This window comes from Campylobacter sp. CNRCH_2013_0898h, assembly GCF_025772965.1.
GTDB classification, from domain to species: domain Bacteria; phylum Campylobacterota; class Campylobacteria; order Campylobacterales; family Campylobacteraceae; genus Campylobacter_D; species Campylobacter_D lari_D.
This window is the reverse complement of sequence record NZ_JAKMTD010000013.1, coordinates 15,283-33,507: the sequence shown is the minus strand read 5'-3', so window position 1 is coordinate 33,507 and position 18,225 is coordinate 15,283. Positions and strand designations below refer to the sequence as shown.

General features: G+C 30.4%; 20 protein-coding genes and 1 pseudogene. 4 read left to right on the top strand and 17 right to left on the bottom strand.

Annotated elements, in window-relative coordinates; translation table 11 throughout:
* Positions 1 to 45 precede the first annotated feature (45 nt).
* The 4 genes from L8X50_RS07345 to L8X50_RS07330 all read right to left on the bottom strand — a co-directional run bounded on the left by L8X50_RS07345 (position 46) and on the right by L8X50_RS07330 (position 2,701).
* A complete protein-coding gene (locus tag L8X50_RS07345; RefSeq protein WP_133319916.1) occupies positions 46 to 405 on the bottom strand; it encodes a hypothetical protein in 360 nt (119 codons plus the stop codon).
* A gap of 110 nt (positions 406 to 515) precedes the next feature.
* Positions 516 to 734: a class I SAM-dependent methyltransferase gene (locus tag L8X50_RS07340; protein ID WP_263660798.1), complete on the bottom strand. Its 219-nt coding sequence runs from the start codon at positions 732 to 734 to the stop codon at positions 516 to 518.
* A 55-nt stretch (positions 735 to 789) separates the two neighbouring features.
* On the bottom strand, positions 790 to 1,461 hold the full coding sequence (gene modB, locus L8X50_RS07335; protein WP_263659884.1) for a molybdate ABC transporter permease subunit: 672 nt from the start codon (positions 1,459 to 1,461) through the stop codon (positions 790 to 792).
* A 34-nt stretch (positions 1,462 to 1,495) separates the two neighbouring features.
* Entirely contained in the window at positions 1,496 to 2,701 is a 1,206-nt protein-coding gene (locus tag L8X50_RS07330) for a saccharopine dehydrogenase family protein (protein ID WP_263660797.1), read from the bottom strand.
* Positions 2,702 to 2,835: 134 nt separating this feature from the next.
* Between L8X50_RS07330 and putP the strand changes: the two genes are divergently transcribed.
* The 4 genes from putP to L8X50_RS07310 all read left to right on the top strand — a co-directional run bounded on the left by putP (position 2,836) and on the right by L8X50_RS07310 (position 7,304).
* The gene (gene putP / locus L8X50_RS07325) at positions 2,836 to 4,314 is read left to right on the top strand and encodes a sodium/proline symporter PutP (RefSeq protein ID WP_263659886.1); all 1,479 of its coding nucleotides are present in this window, start codon (positions 2,836 to 2,838) and stop codon (positions 4,312 to 4,314) included.
* 1 nt (position 4,315) lies between these two features.
* Positions 4,316 to 5,287 carry a putative transporter gene (locus L8X50_RS07320; protein ID WP_263660796.1) on the top strand — a complete coding sequence of 324 codons (972 nt, stop codon included), beginning with the start codon at positions 4,316 to 4,318 and terminating at the stop codon, positions 5,285 to 5,287.
* 87 nt (positions 5,288 to 5,374) lie between these two features.
* Positions 5,375 to 6,745 (top strand): hemolysin family protein, encoded by a 1,371-nt coding sequence (locus tag L8X50_RS07315; RefSeq protein WP_263660795.1) that lies wholly within the window; start codon positions 5,375 to 5,377, stop codon positions 6,743 to 6,745.
* A gap of 67 nt (positions 6,746 to 6,812) precedes the next feature.
* Positions 6,813 to 7,304, top strand: a complete 492-nt coding sequence (locus tag L8X50_RS07310; protein WP_263660794.1) for a pyridoxamine 5'-phosphate oxidase family protein — start codon at positions 6,813 to 6,815, stop codon at positions 7,302 to 7,304.
* A gap of 21 nt (positions 7,305 to 7,325) precedes the next feature.
* Here L8X50_RS07310 and fusA read toward each other — a convergent pair whose 3' ends face one another.
* From fusA to L8X50_RS07255, 13 genes and pseudogenes are all read right to left on the bottom strand, one after another.
* Complete coding sequence (fusA, locus tag L8X50_RS07305; RefSeq protein ID WP_039617755.1) at positions 7,326 to 9,401, bottom strand: elongation factor G; 2,076 nt, start codon at positions 9,399 to 9,401, stop codon at positions 7,326 to 7,328.
* Positions 9,402 to 9,413: 12 nt separating this feature from the next.
* A complete protein-coding gene (rpsG, locus tag L8X50_RS07300; protein ID WP_012661188.1) occupies positions 9,414 to 9,884 on the bottom strand; it encodes a 30S ribosomal protein S7 in 471 nt (156 codons plus the stop codon).
* Positions 9,885 to 9,951: 67 nt separating this feature from the next.
* On the bottom strand, positions 9,952 to 10,335 hold the full coding sequence (gene rpsL / locus L8X50_RS07295) for a 30S ribosomal protein S12 (protein ID WP_012661187.1): 384 nt from the start codon (positions 10,333 to 10,335) through the stop codon (positions 9,952 to 9,954).
* Positions 10,336 to 10,405: 70 nt separating this feature from the next.
* Complete coding sequence (locus tag L8X50_RS08360; RefSeq protein ID WP_412175486.1) at positions 10,406 to 10,600, bottom strand: CatA-like O-acetyltransferase; 195 nt, start codon at positions 10,598 to 10,600, stop codon at positions 10,406 to 10,408.
* A pseudogene (locus L8X50_RS08355) lies at positions 10,593 to 11,000 on the bottom strand (CatA-like O-acetyltransferase); the annotation flags it as partial. The pseudogene L8X50_RS08355 and the gene L8X50_RS08360, both read right to left, overlap by 8 nt.
* Positions 11,001 to 11,090: 90 nt before the next feature.
* Entirely contained in the window at positions 11,091 to 12,530 is a 1,440-nt protein-coding gene (aldA, locus tag L8X50_RS07290; RefSeq protein WP_263660793.1) for an aldehyde dehydrogenase, read from the bottom strand.
* 13 nt (positions 12,531 to 12,543) lie between these two features.
* A complete protein-coding gene (locus L8X50_RS07285) occupies positions 12,544 to 12,861 on the bottom strand; it encodes an L-rhamnose mutarotase (protein ID WP_133319925.1) in 318 nt (105 codons plus the stop codon).
* On the bottom strand, positions 12,837 to 13,631 hold the full coding sequence (locus L8X50_RS07280) for an amidohydrolase family protein (protein ID WP_263660792.1): 795 nt from the start codon (positions 13,629 to 13,631) through the stop codon (positions 12,837 to 12,839). Before L8X50_RS07280 ends, L8X50_RS07285 begins: the two co-directional genes overlap by 25 nt.
* A 2-nt stretch (positions 13,632 to 13,633) precedes the next feature.
* Positions 13,634 to 14,878, bottom strand: a complete 1,245-nt coding sequence (fucP, locus tag L8X50_RS07275; RefSeq protein ID WP_133319927.1) for an L-fucose:H+ symporter permease — start codon at positions 14,876 to 14,878, stop codon at positions 13,634 to 13,636.
* A 15-nt stretch (positions 14,879 to 14,893) separates the two neighbouring features.
* Positions 14,894 to 15,685: an SDR family oxidoreductase gene (locus tag L8X50_RS07270; protein WP_133319928.1), complete on the bottom strand. Its 792-nt coding sequence runs from the start codon at positions 15,683 to 15,685 to the stop codon at positions 14,894 to 14,896.
* 21 nt (positions 15,686 to 15,706) lie between these two features.
* Positions 15,707 to 16,873 (bottom strand): UxaA family hydrolase, encoded by a 1,167-nt coding sequence (locus L8X50_RS07265; protein ID WP_263660791.1) that lies wholly within the window; start codon positions 16,871 to 16,873, stop codon positions 15,707 to 15,709.
* A gap of 2 nt (positions 16,874 to 16,875) precedes the next feature.
* A complete protein-coding gene (locus L8X50_RS07260) occupies positions 16,876 to 17,139 on the bottom strand; it encodes a UxaA family hydrolase (RefSeq protein WP_133319930.1) in 264 nt (87 codons plus the stop codon).
* Positions 17,136 to 18,044 carry a dihydrodipicolinate synthase family protein gene (locus L8X50_RS07255; protein ID WP_263660790.1) on the bottom strand — a complete coding sequence of 303 codons (909 nt, stop codon included), beginning with the start codon at positions 18,042 to 18,044 and terminating at the stop codon, positions 17,136 to 17,138. The genes L8X50_RS07260 and L8X50_RS07255 overlap by 4 nt, the downstream gene beginning before the upstream one ends.
* Between the last annotated feature and the right edge of the window lie 181 nt (positions 18,045 to 18,225).

Below are 18,225 nucleotides of genomic sequence, written 5' to 3'. Positions count from 1 at the left end.
AAAGAAGGGATGATAAAGACTTAATAAAGTCTTTATCATATAAAATTATTTTTCCCCTATATAAATAAAATGCTGTATACTTCCTTCAAAATTATATAAATTTATTAATTCATAATCTCCCCAAAATAATGGTTTAAAAGGTTTAAATTTTTCTTTTAATTCTTCAATCGTATTTGTAAAATTTATATAAGTAGATTCGCCATTTAATCTTGGACTAGATTTTACTTCCACTAAACCATTATCTTTAACATCTCCTGCAACAAATTCTTGATAAGCTTTAGAGCTAATCATTGTCGCGAAAATTATTGCTCCATCATTGCATAAATCATAAAATTCTTCAATAGTTTTTTGAAAGTCTTTGTTTGGCAGATAATATAAACTTTGATTTGCAAAAATAAAATCCATTTTTACATCAAATAAATTTTTAAAACTAGAATTTGGTGTAATAACATGAAAATTATTTTCATTTATCCTAGGATCTTTTTTCCAAGTATTTTTTAAACTAGGAACAATATCTATACCATAGGCATTAATACCCCCCCCCCTGTTACATCTTGAAAATACTTAGAATGAACTCCATTTCCACAACCAAAATCAAGTAAATTTCCACTTGTTTTATTTAATTTGTATTTTAAGATTCTCTCATAAAATCTTATAACATGTCCATCTGGATATTGTAAGCCATACCCTTCATTGTCATATTTTTTAGTATATCCTGATAATGAATTATCCATCATTTCTCCTTTAAATTTAAGATATAAATTGATTATACAATAAAATAAGTCTTTGTTATTTATTTTTTAACAAATTTACACTTAACAAAACAACAAAACTAAAAATTAAAAGTATGAGACTATAAATATGAGCTGTGGCAAAATCTAAATTTTCCATACTTTCATATATAGCAATACTAGCTACTTTTGTTTCTCCGCTTAAAGAACCACCTATCATTAATACTATACCAAACTCGCCCATAGTATGTGCAAAACTTATTACTAAAGCACTGAGTATAGCTGGTTTGATACTTGGTAAGATTACTTTAAAAAGTGTGATGAAAGAATTTTTTCCCAAAGAAAAACTTGCTTCTATAATATTTTTAGAAATTAAAGACATTGCATTATATAAAGGATTAAACATAAAAGGTAAAGAGTAAATGCAACTTGCTATTACCAAGCCTTCAAAAGTAAAAGCTAAAGTGATATTAAAATATTTTTCTAAAAATTCTCCAAAAAAAGAATATTTTGAAAATAAAATCAACAAGTAAAAACCAACAACAGACGGTGGTAAAACTAAAGGTAAGGTTATTATAGTTTCTAGAATTTTTTTTGCTCTAAATTGCTTAAAAGTAAAAACCCAAGCAAGAGGTATGCAAAAACAAAACAAAATTATACAAGTAATAATAGAAAGTTTTATGGAAACTAAAAAAGGCGTCCAATCTATACTTAATAATAATTGTGTCATTATAAAACTTTCTCAAGTCAAAAAAGACTTGAGATTATTTTCCTAAATTTGGCTCCATTTCTATAATTTTCCAAGGAAGTCCTTGGGTATTTAACTCATCCATGAAAGGTTTGGCGTCAAATTCTTCCATGTTAAACACACCTTTTCCTTGCCAAATTCCTTTAGCGATTAGCTTTGTTCCTATCATTGCAGGAACTCCAGTAGTATAGCTCACAGCTTGCGCTCCAGTTTCTTTAAAGCATTCTTCGTGATTACAAACATTGTAAATATAAACTTGTCTATCTTTTCCATCTTTTACACCACGAATCACACAACCTATATTAGTGTAACCTTTAGTACGAGGGCCCAAACTAGCAGGATCAGGAAGTAAAGTTTTTAAAAATTCTATTGGTATTATCTCTCTACCTTGATGCATAACAGGTTTAATACCTAGCATACCAACATTTTCAAGACATTTCATATGAGTTAAATAACTTTGTCCAAAAGTCATAAAAAATCTTATTCTTTTTAGACCTTTGATGTTTTTTACTAAACTTTCAAGCTCCTCATGATAAAGCAAATAACTATCCTTTACTCCTACTTCAGGATAATCCCACTCCATTTTTATTTCCATAGGTTCAGTTTCTATCCATTTTCCATTTTCCCAATAACGACCCTTAGCAGATACTTCTCTTAAATTTATCTCAGGGTTAAAATTAGTTGCAAAGGCATATCCATGATCACCTGCATTACAATCTAGTATATCAATATAATGAATTTCATCAAATAAATTTTGTTGCGCATAAGCACAAAATACATTAGTAACACCTGGATCAAAACCGCTTCCTAAAAGTCCTAAAATTCCTGCTTGTTTAAACTTATCATTTCTTGCCCATTGTTCTTTATATTCAAATTTAGCTAAATCAGGATGTTCGTAATTTGCAGTATCTACATAGTGAATATTAGTTTGAATACACGCATCCATTAAAGCAAGATCTTGATAAGGCAAAGCCACATTTAATAAAATTTCAGCTCCTGTTTTTTTAATAAGCTCTACAACAGCAGATGTGTCATCTGCATCTATTTGCTCAGTTTGAATTTCTATACCTAAACGCTCTTTTATAAAAGCTGCTATTTCATCACATTTACTTTTAGTTCTACTTGCTAGAGTTATTTTACTAAAAACATCACTATTCATTGCACATTTTACAGTTGCAACGCGACTTACACCACCTGCACCTATAATTAAAAGATTTTTCATTAACTATCCTTAATTTTTTTGAAAATTGTAACAAAAAAACTTTATAAAGCATTGAAATAAAAAATAATTTTTATAATGTTTTTTTAAAATAAAACAAGTAAAATGATGATTTTTTAAATTTTTTAAGGACACTTATGAATTTACAAAGTGTGGAATTTTCTTATCCTATTATTATTACTTTTATTACCTATGCATTTTTAATGCTTTTTATAGGTTTTTATTTTTACAAAAAAAATCAAAATAGTAAAGATTATTTTGTTGGAAATGCATCAATGGGACCTGTAATATCTGCCTTAAGTGCAGGTGCTTCTGATATGAGTAGTTGGCTTTTAATGGCTTTTCCCGGTGCTTTATACGCAGCTGGATTGGGACAAATTTATATAGCCATAGGTTTAAGTTTTGGTATGTTTCTAAACTGGACCTTTGTTGCTAAAAGATTAAAGATTTTTTCTCAAATAGCCAAAGAATGTATTACAATTCCTGATTTTTTTGAAAGTCGCTTTCATGATGATAGACATATTTTAAGAAGTATTTGTGCGGTAGTTATTTTAGTATTTTTTACTATTTACATTAGTGCTGGATTAGTAAGTGGTGCTAAACTTTTTGAAAGTGTATTTAATTTGCCTTATATTTTTGCATTAAGTATTGGATTTTTAGTTATTGTTTTATATACTTTTTTAGGTGGCTATAAAGCCGTATGCTGGACTGATATGATACAAGGACTTTTAATGATGAGTTCATTAATCATCATTCCTTTTGTGATGATTTTTGAACTTGGCGGCTTTGGCGAAGCTTTTTCTACTATAAATGATGTAAAACCTCAAGCTTTTGGTTTAGATGGTGGTGGTTGGCTAGTGGTAGCATCAACCTTAGCCTGGGGACTTGGATATTTTGGCCAACCTCATATTTTAATTCGCTTTATTTCTATAAAAAATGTAAAAGAAATTCCTACTGCGACTTTTATAGGCATAACTTGGATGGTAATTTCTCTATTTGGTGCTGCTATGATAGGATTTTTAGGTATTGCTTATATAGCTAAATTTGATCTTACTTTAAATGATCCTGAAAGAATATTTATTGTAATGTCTCAAGTGCTTTTTAACCCTTGGGTGGCGGGAATTTTACTCAGTGCAATTTTAGCAGCCATTATGAGTACTGCAAGTTCTCAATTGCTAGTATGCGCTTCTAGCTTGGTGCAAGATTTTTATACACAAATCTTAAAAAGAAAAACAAATGATAAAAATATTACTTTGTTATCACGCTTAGGTGTTTTGATTGTAGCGTGTGTAGCTTTTATACTTTCACTTGATACTCAAAGTCAAATTTTAAGCATAGTCTCTTATGCTTGGGCAGGTTTTGGAGCTAGTTTTGGAAGCGTTATTTTATTTTCTTTATTTTATAAAAATATGAGCAAAGAAGGTGCAATAGCTGGAATGGTTAGTGGGGCTTTAACTGTTGTATTTTATAAGCATTTTGGTTCAAATTTTATAGAAATTTATGAAATCATTCCTGGATTTTTAGTCGCAAGTTGTTTTATTATGATTTTTAGTATAATATTTAAAGCAAAAAAACACACAATAAAACATTATGAAAAAATGCTGAAAGAAATTTAAAATGTTTAAATCTTTTTTTTATTCTAAAAAATGGGCTTTATGGGCTTACTTGGGTTTGTTTTTTTTATTGTCTTCTTTATTAGCACAAACCTCTATTAATGTAGCAATAAATGAATGGTATAAAGAATTTTACGATGTTTTACAAGATGCAAAAAATCATAGCATAAATGATTTTTATTATTTTATTAAACAATTTTTATATTTAGCACTGCCTTATGTATTAATCGCTACTATCACGCAATATTTTGGAAGCATATATGCTTTTAAATGGCGCGAGGCTATGACTTTTGATTATATTAAATTTTGGCAAAAAAAAGATGATAACATAGAAGGTAGTTCACAAAGAATTCAAGAAGATATCTATAATTTTTCAAAAATCATAGAAAGTTTAGGGTTAGCTTTTGTCAAAGCAATTATGACTTTAGTTGCTTTTGTGCCAATTTTATGGATGTTAAGTGCACATGTTAATTTACCTATCTTAAAAGATATTAATGGCTCTTTAGTATGGATTGCATTTTTGGTTTCTTTAGGAGGTTTAGTTATATCATGGTTTGTAGGTATAAAATTACCTGGACTAGAATATAACAATCAAAAAGCCGAAGCTGCTTTTAGAAAAGAACTTGTTTTTGCTGAAGATGATAGAAAAAATTATGCAAGCGATGAAAGTATTTTAAGTTTATTTACTGGGCTTAAAATCAATTATAAAAGATTATTTTTACATTATGGGTATTTTAATATATGGCTTTATTTATTTGAGCAAATCATGGTTATAGTACCCTTTTTAATCATGGCTCCAAGTTTATTTTTAGGACTTATACAACTTGGAATTATCATACAAGTTGGTAATGCTTTTGACCAGGTTAGATCTTCATTTAGCATTTTTATCACCAACTGGACAACTATCACACAGCTTCGTAGTATTTACAAGCGTTTAGATGAATTTGAAAAAAATATAGAATATAGAAAACATTAAATTAATTTAAAATATATCATTATTTTTAAGCTAATTTTATAGTTTTGATTTGATATAATTTTGCGAAATTTTATTAAAGGAGTTTTTTTGGACCCCAGTCAATCTTTAGACTTAAATCAAACACTACCTACTGTTGCCTCTATTGATATAGGCTATTCTACTTTTATGATTCTTGTTGCATTAGCTTTAGTGCTTTTAAATGGATTTTTTGTTTTATCTGAATTTGCTATTGTTAAAGTGCGTAGATCAAAACTTGAAGAAATGGTAAAAGAGAAAAAACGCAATGCAAAAAAAGCTTTGGAAGTCACTTCAAAACTAGATACTTATTTAAGTGCTTGCCAACTTGGTATTACGCTAAGCTCTCTTGCTCTTGGTTGGATAGGCGAACCTGCTATTGCTAAAATTCTTGAAGTTCCTCTAGCAAATTTAGGTTTAGCTCCAGCATTAATCCATACCATAGCATTTATTATTGCTTTTGCTATTATCACATTATTGCATGTTGTGCTAGGCGAGTTAGTCCCAAAAAGCATTGCTATAGCCATTGCAGATAGAGCTGTTTTATGGGTTGCAAGACCATTGCATTTGTTTTGGTTACTTTTCTTACCTTTCATTAAAACATTTGACTTTTTAGCTGCAGTTTCTTTAAAAATTATAGGTATAAAACCTGCCAAAGAACACGAATTAAGTCACTCTGAAGAAGAGATTAAATTTATTGCGAGTGAAAGCCAAAAAGGTGGAGTTTTGGATGAATTTGAAACTGAAATCATACGCAATGCTGTCGATTTTTCAGATACAGTAGCAAAAGAAATCATGACACCTAGAAAAGATATGATTTGTCTTAATAAACAAAAAAGCTATGAAGAAAATATGCAAATAGTTTGTCAGTATAAACATACACGCTTTCCATACATAGATGGTTCTAAAGATATCATTTTAGGTATGGTGCATATTAGAGACATTATGCAAAATGAACTTAGCAAAGATAAGAAAAATTTAGATGATTTTCTAATCAAAATGATCCTAGTTCCAGAAAATATCAGCATATCTAAAGTTCTTTTCATGATGAATAAAGAACAAGTACATACAGCATTAGTAGTAGATGAATATGGCGGAACTGCTGGTCTTTTAACTATGGAAGATATTATGGAAGAAATTGTTGGTGATATTAACGATGAGCATGATGATTCTAGTCCACATTTTAAAAAGCTTGCAGAAAACATTTATGAATTTCAAGGAAGATATGAAATTAGTGAAGTAGAAGAAATGCTTGATATACGCTTTAATGAAGAATTAGAACAAGTCACTATAGGTGGATATGTTTTCAATCTTTTAGGACGCTTACCGGTGGTTGGAGATAGAATAGAAGATAAATTTTGCTACTACGAAGTCAAAAAGATGGATGGAAATAGCATAGAACGCATTAAAGTTGTACGCAAAAATACTGATGAAGAAGAGTAACAAACTCTTCTTTTTACTTTTCTACAATCCTCAAATCTTATTCATTTTAACTTACAAGGAAATTTTTATGCAACTACATGATGAAATTAATCAATTTATACGAGAATGCAAAAGCATTATGATATCGTCTTTAAATTTAAACAATCAAACCATATGTTCATATACTCCTATTATAAAAAACAAAAATGACTTTTATATTTATATTAGTGAAATTGCCGAACACTTTGAAGGAGTAAATTACAATAATAAAAACATAGAAATTATGTTTATAGAAGATGAAAAAGATTGCATATCAATCTTTGCAAGAAAAAGGCTTAAATTTAGAGTAGAGAGTGTAGAAATAACAAGAGATAATCAGCTATTTGAGCAAGTATTAAATACTTATGAAAATGAAGACAATAAAGAAATAATTCAAGTCATTAAAAATATGCAAGATTTTCATTTATTTCAACTTATACTGAAAAATGGAAGATATGTTAAAGGTTTTGGAAAGGCATATGAAATTAATGAAGGAACAATTAATTTAATTAATTCAAAAGGACATAAATATTCAAGATGAGCTTTTGCCCATCTTGATAGATTAACCATTTCTTTTTTTGATAATTTCTTCAGAAACATTTTTTGGAACTTCATCATAGTGATCAAATTCCATAGAATAAGTAGCACGGCCTTGAGTTTGACTTCTAAGATCGGTTGAGTAACCAAACATCTCGGCCAAAGGACAAAATGCTGTAATAATTTTATTACCGCCTCTTTCATCCATTGAATTTACTTGACCACGGCGTTTATTTAAATCACCAATAACATCACCCATGTATTCTTCTGGAGTTTCAACTTCAACTTTCATCATAGGTTCTAAGATTACAGCACCTGCTTTTCTAGCACCTTCTTTAAAGCCCATAGAAGCTGCAAGTTTAAATGCCATTTCAGAAGAATCCACTTCATGGTAACTTCCATCATAAACAGTTACTTTAACATCTTCAACAGGGTATCCTGCTAAAACACCATTTTGTAATGCTTCTTGAACACCTTTATCAACTGCTGGAATATATTCTTTTGGAATTACCCCACCTTTGATATCATTTACAAATTCATATCCACTACCTGGTTCAAGTGGCTCAAGTCTTAAGAATACATGACCATATTGTCCACGACCACCTGATTGTTTAGCGTATTTGTATTCTTGTTCAACTGTTTTTCTAATAGTTTCACGGTAAGCAACTTGAGGTTGACCTACTTCGGCTTCAACTTTAAATTCACGAAGCATTCTATCAACGATAATTTCCAAGTGAAGCTCGCCCATACCTGAAATGATAGTTTGACCACTTTCTTCATCTGTTGAAACTCTAAAGCTTGGATCTTCTTGAGCTAATTTATTTAAAGCAATAGACATTTTTTCTTGATCTGCTTTTGTTTTAGGCTCAACAGCAACTGAAATAACAGGATCTGGAAAATCCATTCTCTCTAAAATAACCTTATCTTTTTCACTTGCCAAAGTATCACCAGTTAGTGTGTCTTTAAGTCCAACAACCGCTCCAATTTCTCCTGCATATAAAGTTTTAATCTCTTCTCTTTTATTAGAGTGCATTTTCAAAAGACGACCGATTCTTTCTTTTTTATCTTTTGTTGAGTTGTATGCATAAGAACCGCTTTCTAAACTTCCTCTATACACACGAACGAAAGTTAATTGTCCAACAAAAGGATCAGTCATAATTTTAAATGCTAGGCCTGCAAACTCACCATCATCAGTTGATTTTACAGAAACTTCCGTACCGTCTTCATATTCACCTTTAATATTAGCAACTTCATCAGGAGCTGGTAAATAAGCAACAACAGCATCAAGTAATGGCTGAACACCTTTATTTTTAAAAGCTGTACCACAAAGCATAGGAACCATAGAAAGACTTAAACATCCTGCTTTAATACCTGCTTTGATTTCTTCTTGAGTAAGCTCTTCACCACCTAGGTATTTTTCCATTAATTCATCACTTGTTTCAGAAACCGCTTCTATCATTTTTGTGCGATATTCTTCAGCCTTCTCTTTAAGTTCAGCTGGAATTTCTTTTTCTACATAATCAGTTGGTTTATTTTCATCTTCCCATACCAAAGCTTTCATGGTAATAAGATCAATTACACCTTTGAAATTATCTTCAGCACCGATTGGAATTTGAAGTGGGACTGGGTTACCTTTCAAACGATTTTTGATTTGTTCTTCAACATTAAAGAAATTTGCACCAATTCTGTCCATTTTATTTACAAAAACAATTCTTGGAACACCGTATTTATTAGCTTGTCTCCATACAGTTTCTGATTGTGGTTGAACTCCACCTACTGAACAAAACACCGCAACTGCACCATCTAAAACACGCATTGATCTTTCAACTTCAATTGTAAAGTCAACGTGACCTGGAGTGTCTATAAGGTTAATTTGATGGTTTTTCCAAAAACAAGTTGTAGCAGCAGAAGTAATTGTGATACCTCTTTCTTTTTCTTGCTCCATCCAGTCCATTGTAGCTGCACCATCATGCACCTCACCAATTTTATGGCTCATACCTGTAAAGAAAAGAATTCTCTCACTAGTAGTTGTTTTACCTGCATCAATATGAGCTGCGATACCTATATTTCTAACTCTTTTTAAAGGAGTACTTCTTGACATATTTTACTCCTCTTACCAGCGATAATGAGCAAATGCTTTGTTAGCTTCTGCCATTTTATAAGTATCTTCTTTCTTCTTGAATGAAGCACCTTTGCTATTAGCTGCATCTAATAATTCTGCTGCTAATTTTTCTATCATAGTTCTTTCGCTTCTTTTTCTAGCAAAAGAAATAATCCATCTTATAGCTAAAGCTTGTTGTCTAGCTGGGCGTACTTCTACTGGCACTTGATAAGTGGCACCACCAACACGACGAGATTTAACTTCTAATAAAGGCTTAATATTTTCAATAGCATCATTAAAAATTTCTATACCTTTTTTTTCTCCACCTTTTTTATCGATAGCTTCTAAAGCACCATACATAATAGTCGTAGCTGTGCTTTTTTTACCATCATACATTAAAGAATTAATGAATTTTGTGATTACTTTGTTTCCATAAATCGGATCTGGCAAGACTTCTCTTACCGGAGCTTTTCTTCTTCTCATAATTTTCCTTCAAATTTATAATTTTACTCAAACAAAATCAAATCTAACGGATTTGTCTGCAATTTTATTACTTAGCTGCTGCTTTAGGGCGTTTCGCACCATATTTAGAACGAGAAACGGTTCTTTTTGCAACACCTGCAGTATCTAAGGCACCGCGAACAATGTGATACTTAACACCTGGTAAGTCTTTTACCCTACCACCGCGTACTAAAACAATGCTGTGTTCTTGTAGGTTGTGACCTTCACCACCGATATAACTAATAACTTCAAAGCCACTTGTAAGTCTTACTTTGGCAACTTTTCTTAACGCTGAGTTTGGTTTTTTAGGGGTTGTTGTATAAACCCTAGTGCAAACTCCCCTTCTTTGTGGACAATTTTTAAGCGCTGGAGATTTAGATTTCTCTAAAACTTTTTTGCGCTCTTTTCTAACCAATTGATTTATGGTAGGCACAATAATTCCTTTCTTTAAAAAATGTAATAAACTTTGGATAATATCTAAATTTTACTTACAAAAATATAAACTAAAAACAATTTAAATCTTTTTGCAAATTTTCTAAAAACAAACTCACATGATAAGCATCGGTGCTTGCGTGATTTAAATTAATACTTAGTGGAATAAAACATTGATTTTTTTCCTTGATAATTTTCCCACTTGTAAGAATAGGAAAAAAATAATTTTCTTTTTTAGGTAAATGTAAAGAGAAATTCTCAAAAATTTATCCAAGGGATTGCTGAAATATTAAAAGAATTTTTAATATTCTCTTTTACAAACATAGTGTTTTCTTTAATGAGTTGTTTATCTTGCTCGAAATTATGTAAAAAGTTTTGAAAATCTTCATTAAATTCAGTCCATAAAACACAAAAAGTCTTTGATTTTTCGCAAAAAGCGGTATAACTTGGATGGATAATATCAAAACAAATTAATTTATCATCCTCTAAGTATAATTTAAATTCAGGTATTAAATTAACATTTTTACTTAAAAAATAGATAAAACTACCATAAAAAGAATATTTTTGATTTTTAACAAAAGAATAAAATTTACTAATATCTAATTTAACATTTAATTCAAAAGAGCAGGGAAATTTAGTATAAAATTCAAAATGTTCTTTTCTTGAGTAAGTTTTAAATCTATAATCTTCAAATTATTATCCTTTAAATTTAAAGATTACAGCAAATCCTATCTAAAAAAATAGATAGGATTGAAATCATTGTTTGTTGGTATTGTATTGTAAATAAACCACATGGGTAGCTAAATACTCTTCAAGACCATGTTTTCCATCAGCTCCACCTATGCCACTTTTTCTAAAACCTGCATGAAATCCTTGCATTGCTTCAAAATTTTCACGGTTAATATAAGTTTCACCAAATTTTATTTCTCTACTAGCTCTCATTGCTATATCTAAATTTTGCGTATAAATAGAACTTGTCAGTCCATATTCACAATCATTTGCCATATCAATTGCCTCATCAAGTGTATCAAATTTAGTAATTGGTAAAATCGGAGCAAAAATTTCTTTTTGCATGATCTCATCTTCATGCTTAACATTTGTAAGAACGCTTGCAGGAAAATAATATCCGCTTGTATCGGTGATTTTTCCACCGCATTCTACAACTGCTCCTTTATTCGTAGCTCTCTCAAGCATTGCTAAAGCATTATCAACCCCTGCTTGATTCACAAGCGGACCCATATCAAAATCGCCTTTCAAAGTGTTTCCAACACTTACTTTACTCATGGCTTTTACAAATTTATCTACAAATTCATCATAAACACTTGTATGCACATAAGCTCTTTCGGCACAATTGCAAACTTGTCCGTTATTGCAAATTCTACTTGCCTTAATCGCTTCTACCGCTAAATCAATATCTGCATCTTTACACACTATAGCCGGTGCCTTTCCGCCAAGTTCTAGAGAAACCTTAATGATATTTTTAGCTGCAGCTTCCATCACTCTAGTTCCTGCTTCAACACTCCCTGTAAGACTTACCATACCTATGTTTTCATTACTTGATAATTCATGTCCTACCACACTACCCTTACCTGCTACTAAATTAAACACACCTTTTGGTAAAGAACTTTGCGAGACAAGCTTTGCAAATTCAAAAGCATTATTTGGAGTTTCACTGCTTGGTTTTATAACAATGGTGTTGCCTGTTAGTAAAGCAGGTGCCATCTTTCTTGCGATTAGAAAAAATGGAAAATTCCAAGGTAAAATTCCACCAATTACACCAATGGCGCTTTTATATAAATATATATGCTCATTAGCTCTATCACTTTGTATAATTTCGCCTTCATATCTTCTAGCCCATTCAGCAGTATAATCCATATAATCTGCCGTAAAATTAATCTCTACACTAGCTAAAGCTCTAGTTTTTCCTTGCTCTTGCATTAAAATTTCTGTTAAAAAATTAGCATTTTTGCGTATTAAACTAGCTATTTCTCTTAAATGATTTGCTCTTTCAATCGCTGGTTTAGCCTCCCAATTTTTTTGTGCCTTTTTAGCTGCTTCAATTGCTCTTTGTGTATCTTCTAAAGAAGCACTTGCTACTCTTGATATTACTTCTTTGGTAGCGGGATTTAAAACTTCTATAAATTCGCCATTGTGTGGGATAAATTCGCCATCAATATAATTTAAATAAGTTGTCATTTTTTCTCCTTTTTTAATCTAAATGAAATACTTCTTCCATATTTAGCCACTTTTGTCCTGCATGAGCTAAAGATATTTGGCACGGATCTGTAACTTTCCACCATTGTTGTGTATTTTTATCTTTTGCCATCTTAGCCATATCTGCATCAAAATCAACACCTGTATATTCAAAATATGCAAACAAATATTCTCCAAATAAATAAATAGAATAATTTTGTATATTACATTCTTTAATCATCTCACAAACACCTTTATAAGGCTTTGCATGAAGATCTTTATACTCTTGTATTTTTTCCTTTTTAATTTTTATAATTTGACCATATCTTTGCACCTATCCTCCTTATAAATTGATAAAGCATTTTTATAAAATATCTTGTCCAAATCTTTAAAAATATTTCCTTCTATGATAAATTTAGCCCATTTAGCTGGAGCTATTTTTGCCACAGGATAATTACTACCAAATATAAATTTATCTTCGCTAAAAACATTCTTTAAAAATGAAAAACATTGAGATATAAAATCTCTATGAATTTTTATCGTAAAATCATCTGGTACGGAAATTTTTATCCATAAATTTGGGAAATCTTTTAATTTATGTAATATTTTTTTATATTCATCAAAATAGTTAATTTTAGGACTGCCCATATGATTTAAAACTACTTTTAAATTAGGATTATCAAATAAAAACTTTTCCAATATCCAAAGTTCTTCATTTTTCATGCAAGCTTCAAAAGGTATATTAAAAACATTTAGAAGTTCTAATTTTTCTTTAAAATCTGCTTCAAATAGTCTCTTAGCACCCTTTTTACTAGTATGCATTACCTCTCTAAAAGCACATAAGTGTTCTTTGTACTTTAAATCAGCTAAACAAATAAAAATACCATGTTCTTGTTTTTGCTTTAATGCAAATAAAGCTTCTTTTTCCAAATCATCACTATTCGTTTCAACATACATCGCACCTAAAAAATCAAATTCTTTATACTCATTTTTTGCCCTTAAAAAATCATAATTTTGTTCCAATCTATTATTGCCTTTTATCCACGAAATAGGCATTTTACTTAAATCCCAAAGATGCAAATGAGAATCAAAAATTTTTTGCATTTTTAAGCCTTTATTTTAGAACCAAAAAAACCATACCATGATACATATAAAAATAATGGGGCCATAGCCAAATATCCCATGCTTGTTCCAAAATAATCATTAATTAAACCCATGATAATAGGCATAATAGCACCACCAACTATACTCATAACAAGTAAAGAACCACCTAATTTCACTTGATTAAAAGGAAGATTTTTTGTTGCAACTGCAAAAATAGTAGGAAAAGAAATGGACATAAAGAAAAATAATGCAATTAAAATAACTATACTAATAAATCCGCTAGCAAAATACAAGCATACACATAAAATCACATTAATAAAAGAATACCATCCTAAAATAGTCTCACCTTTAATTTTCTTCATCAAAGGCGTAGAAAGAATACGACCTAACATAAAAGCAATTAAAGCTATCGAAAAATAATAAGCCCCTTGTTCATCTTTTAGATTTTCATTATGCTCACTAAGATAATTTATAAAAAAAGCTCCCGCACTAACTTGATTTGCTATATACAAAAATTGTGCTAGCAATCCAAAATTAAAATGTTTATGCTTAAAAACTCCAATAGGTTTTGAGGTATCTTTTTGTTCATAATCACTACTTACTGCCGATCCTTCCGGAATTTTATTCAATGCAAAAGCAATCAAGATCAAAATAACAATTGCCGCAATACCAACATACACTAGCTGGACATTACCCATATTAGCAAGTAATGCAGCTTCTATTTGTTCTTTACTTGCACCTTCTTCTTGTTTTGTAATAGATAAAAACAAAGCTCCGCCTATGATAGGTCCTAAAAATTGACCCAAACCATTAAAACTTTGCGCAGCATTAATTCTAAAACTAGCATTTTTCTCATCACCAAGTTTTACCATATAAGGATTAGCACTAGTTTCCAAAGAACCAATACCGCAAGCTAAAATAAAAAAAGCAAATAAAAATAAGTAAAAATTAGCTAAATTTGTAGCTGGAATAATCAATAAACAACCTATTGCATACAAGATTAACCCAAAAATAATACCAATTTTATAAGAGTATTTATTTGCTATATATCCAGCAGGTAATGCTATGATAAAATAAGCACCAAAATAAGCGAGTTGCAAAAATCCACTTTCATGTTGAGTGATATGTAAATGATTTTGAAAATTCTTATTCATCACATCAATCAGCCCATAACTAACTCCCCATAAAAAGAAAAGAGAAGTTACTAAAATAATTGCTATTTTTATATTTTTAGAGTTATTTAACATATATCCTCCTTGTTATTAAATTTCATCCCAATTTAGAGCTCTATCTAAATGGATATATCCACCATCAGGAGTTAAAATTTGTCCTGTTGTGTGTGAAGCAAGAGGACTTAGTGTAAAAACTGCTGTGTTTGCTATTTCTTCTATAGTTGTAAAACGATGACCCAATGGTATGCATTTTGCTATTTTTTCATATTGAGCTTTTGGATTTGGAAAATTTGACAACCATTTTTCATAAAGAGGAGTCATAACTTCAGCCGGTGCTATAGCATTAACTCTAATATTATCTTTTGCAAAAGCGCAAGCCCATTCTCTTGTAAAACCTATTTGAGCAGCTTTTGCTGAAGCATAAGCTGAAGTTCTACCTTGTCCTGTTAAGCCGGTTTTACTTGTGATATTTAATATACTTCCTTGTTGCTTTTTAATATATGGTAAGCATTCTTTAGTCATAGTATAATAATGAAAAAGATTATTTTCATAAGATTTAATTAATTCTTCAGTTGTAGCATCTTCTATATGTAAATTATCATTTGCTCCAGCATTATTAACCAAAGCATAAATTCCACCATATATATTAACAACACTTTTAACAAGTGTTGAAATTTGTTCTGTATTTTTTAAATCTATTTGATAAAATCCATAATTTCCGCAAATGTCTTTTAGCTCATCATCTTTTTCTTTAGAAATTTCACTTCTTGAAAAAATAATTGGAATCCCACCTTCTAAAGCCCATAATTTAGCAATACCATAACCAATCCCTTTAGCACCACCTGTGATGATACAAATTTTGTTTTTAATTTTTAAATCCATAATATATCCTTTTTTATTAATTTAGCAAGTTGTAGCAAGTCTCCAAACTGAAAAATCATTTTGTTCATTTAACTCTGCCTTTACCAATTCTCCATTTGAAATTCTTATGATCAAATCTATAAGCTCATCACGCACTTCTTCTTTTGTCTTAATCCCATCTATAATACTTCCTGCATTAATATCAATAGCATCATTCATATTTTCATAACAAAAAGTATTAGAACTCATTTTAATAGTAGGCACAATAGCTGAACCTGTAGGAGTACCGCGACCTGTAGTAAAAACACAAATATTTGCTCCACCTGCCACCATAGCGCTAAGTTGTTCTATATCATTACCTGGCGTATTCATAAAAGTAAGTCCTTTGGAAATTACAGGTTTAGCATAATCAATCACATCCATTAAAATTCTAGTACCTGCTTTATAAACACAACCTAAAGACTTTTCTTCTATAGTGCTAAGCCCACCTGCAATATTTCCCGGACTAGGATTTGCTCCGCGTATATCAGCATGAAAAGATTTAACTAAATTCTCATAGCCTAAAATCTTATCATATACCTTTTTAGCTACTTCATCATTTTTTGCTCTCTTAGCAAGTATGGCTTCACACCCTATAAGCTCTGTAGTTTCTGCTAAAATTACTGCACCACCTTCATCAATTACAAAATCACTTAAACTTCCTAAAGCAGGATTGGCACTAAGACCGCTATAACTATCGCTACCACCACATTCTGTGCCTAAAATCAAATCACTAAAATCGCCATCTGTTTTTTCCAATTTTGCAGCATTTTCAAGCATTTGATTTACTATTTTAACACCCTTTTCTATGGTATTTTTACTACCACCGCACTCTTGTATTACTAAATATTCAACCATCTTATAAGGTGTCACTTCTTTTATTTTTTCAGCTACTATTTTCGCTTGTATTACCTCACAACCAAGTCCTACAATTAAAACACCAAAAACATTAGCATTACTCCCATGGCCTATTAAAACATCTCTAGTTTGTAAAGCATCAAATTCGAGTTGAGAACAGCCATGTTGATGATTAATATATACTGCCCCATTGCATTTTCTGGCTATATTTTCGCACACCTTATTAGCACAATGCACGCTTGGTATAATAATGACTTTATTTCTCAAGCCAAATTTTCCATCTTCTCTTCTATAACCCATTATCTTTTTCATATTTATTCCTTATCCCCACGACCTCTAATACCTGCACTATTGTGAATATGCACCCATTCACCTTTATTAATATCACAACTTGCACTAGCTATAGCTTCTGCATATTTGATGACAACTTCATCTTTTTTTATATCTTTTAGTGCAAATTTATGTCCACTTGCAATATCATCTAAAAGTTCTATATTTTCCACGATTTCACCTTTTTTAAAATCACGCAAAGCAGTAGCGACATTATCTTTTTCATTGACTATAATATAGGCTTTCATAATTTTATACCCGTTTCTTTTTCTATAGTTTTAACAAGTTCTTTAGCTTCATTAAAACAAGTATTTAATTCTTCTTTTGTAGCATGCGATAAAGGATGGATACTTGTATTTGCAAATTCAAATCCTCTAGCTTTTAAAAGCAAAGCAAATCCCATAGGAAAAGCCATGCTCATACCAAATCTTATAGCTTTTAGTAAACTTTTTTGAATCAGCAAAGCTCTATCTATATTTTTTTCATTGATTGATTTATAAATTTCACTCATAAGTTCTGGAAAAACACCACCTATACTAGTCATAGAACCCTTTGCCCCTATCAGTAGTGCTCCTGCATAAAATTCTTCTCTTCCTACAAAAACATCAAAATCACCAGGCACTACATCTAATATATGATTTAAAAGTAAAGCATCTCCACTGCTATCTTTTATACCCACAACATTATCAAGCTTTGAAACTCTTTCTATAAATTTCAAACTTAGTGCTGGTGCAAAAAGAGGGATGTTATAAATATACAAAGGAAGCTTCACTTTAGAAGATAAATCTTTAATATATTCAAAAAGTGCATCTTCACTTAATTTATAATAATAAGGCATAGCAAGTAATAAAGCATCAAGCCCTAATTCATATGCTTTTTGCGCCAAAGTAAAAGTATTTTGATAAACTGTTGATGCAATACCTGTAATAATAGGGAGATTATTTTTTGCAGCTTCTTTTGTAAGTTTCATTATTTTGATTTGCTCTTCTATACCTAAAGCTTGAGAATCTCCTGCACTACCATTACAAAATAATCCATTTAAACCTTTTGAGATACCAAATTCGCAGTATTTAATAAATTCGTTTTCATTAATATTTCCACTCATATCATATGGAGTTAATAAGGCTGGTAAAGTTCCCTTTAATATTCCCATATTTTTCCTTTCATTTTTTGTATATACAAAAATATTTTTATATACAAAAAATATAGCTAAAAATAGAAATTTTTAAAAACATCAAAATGATAAAAAAACAATACAAAAGTCTTATAAAAGTAGTTATAATCAATCATCTAAAGCAAAAACTACTAATAGAAAATATTTTTTATATTATTAA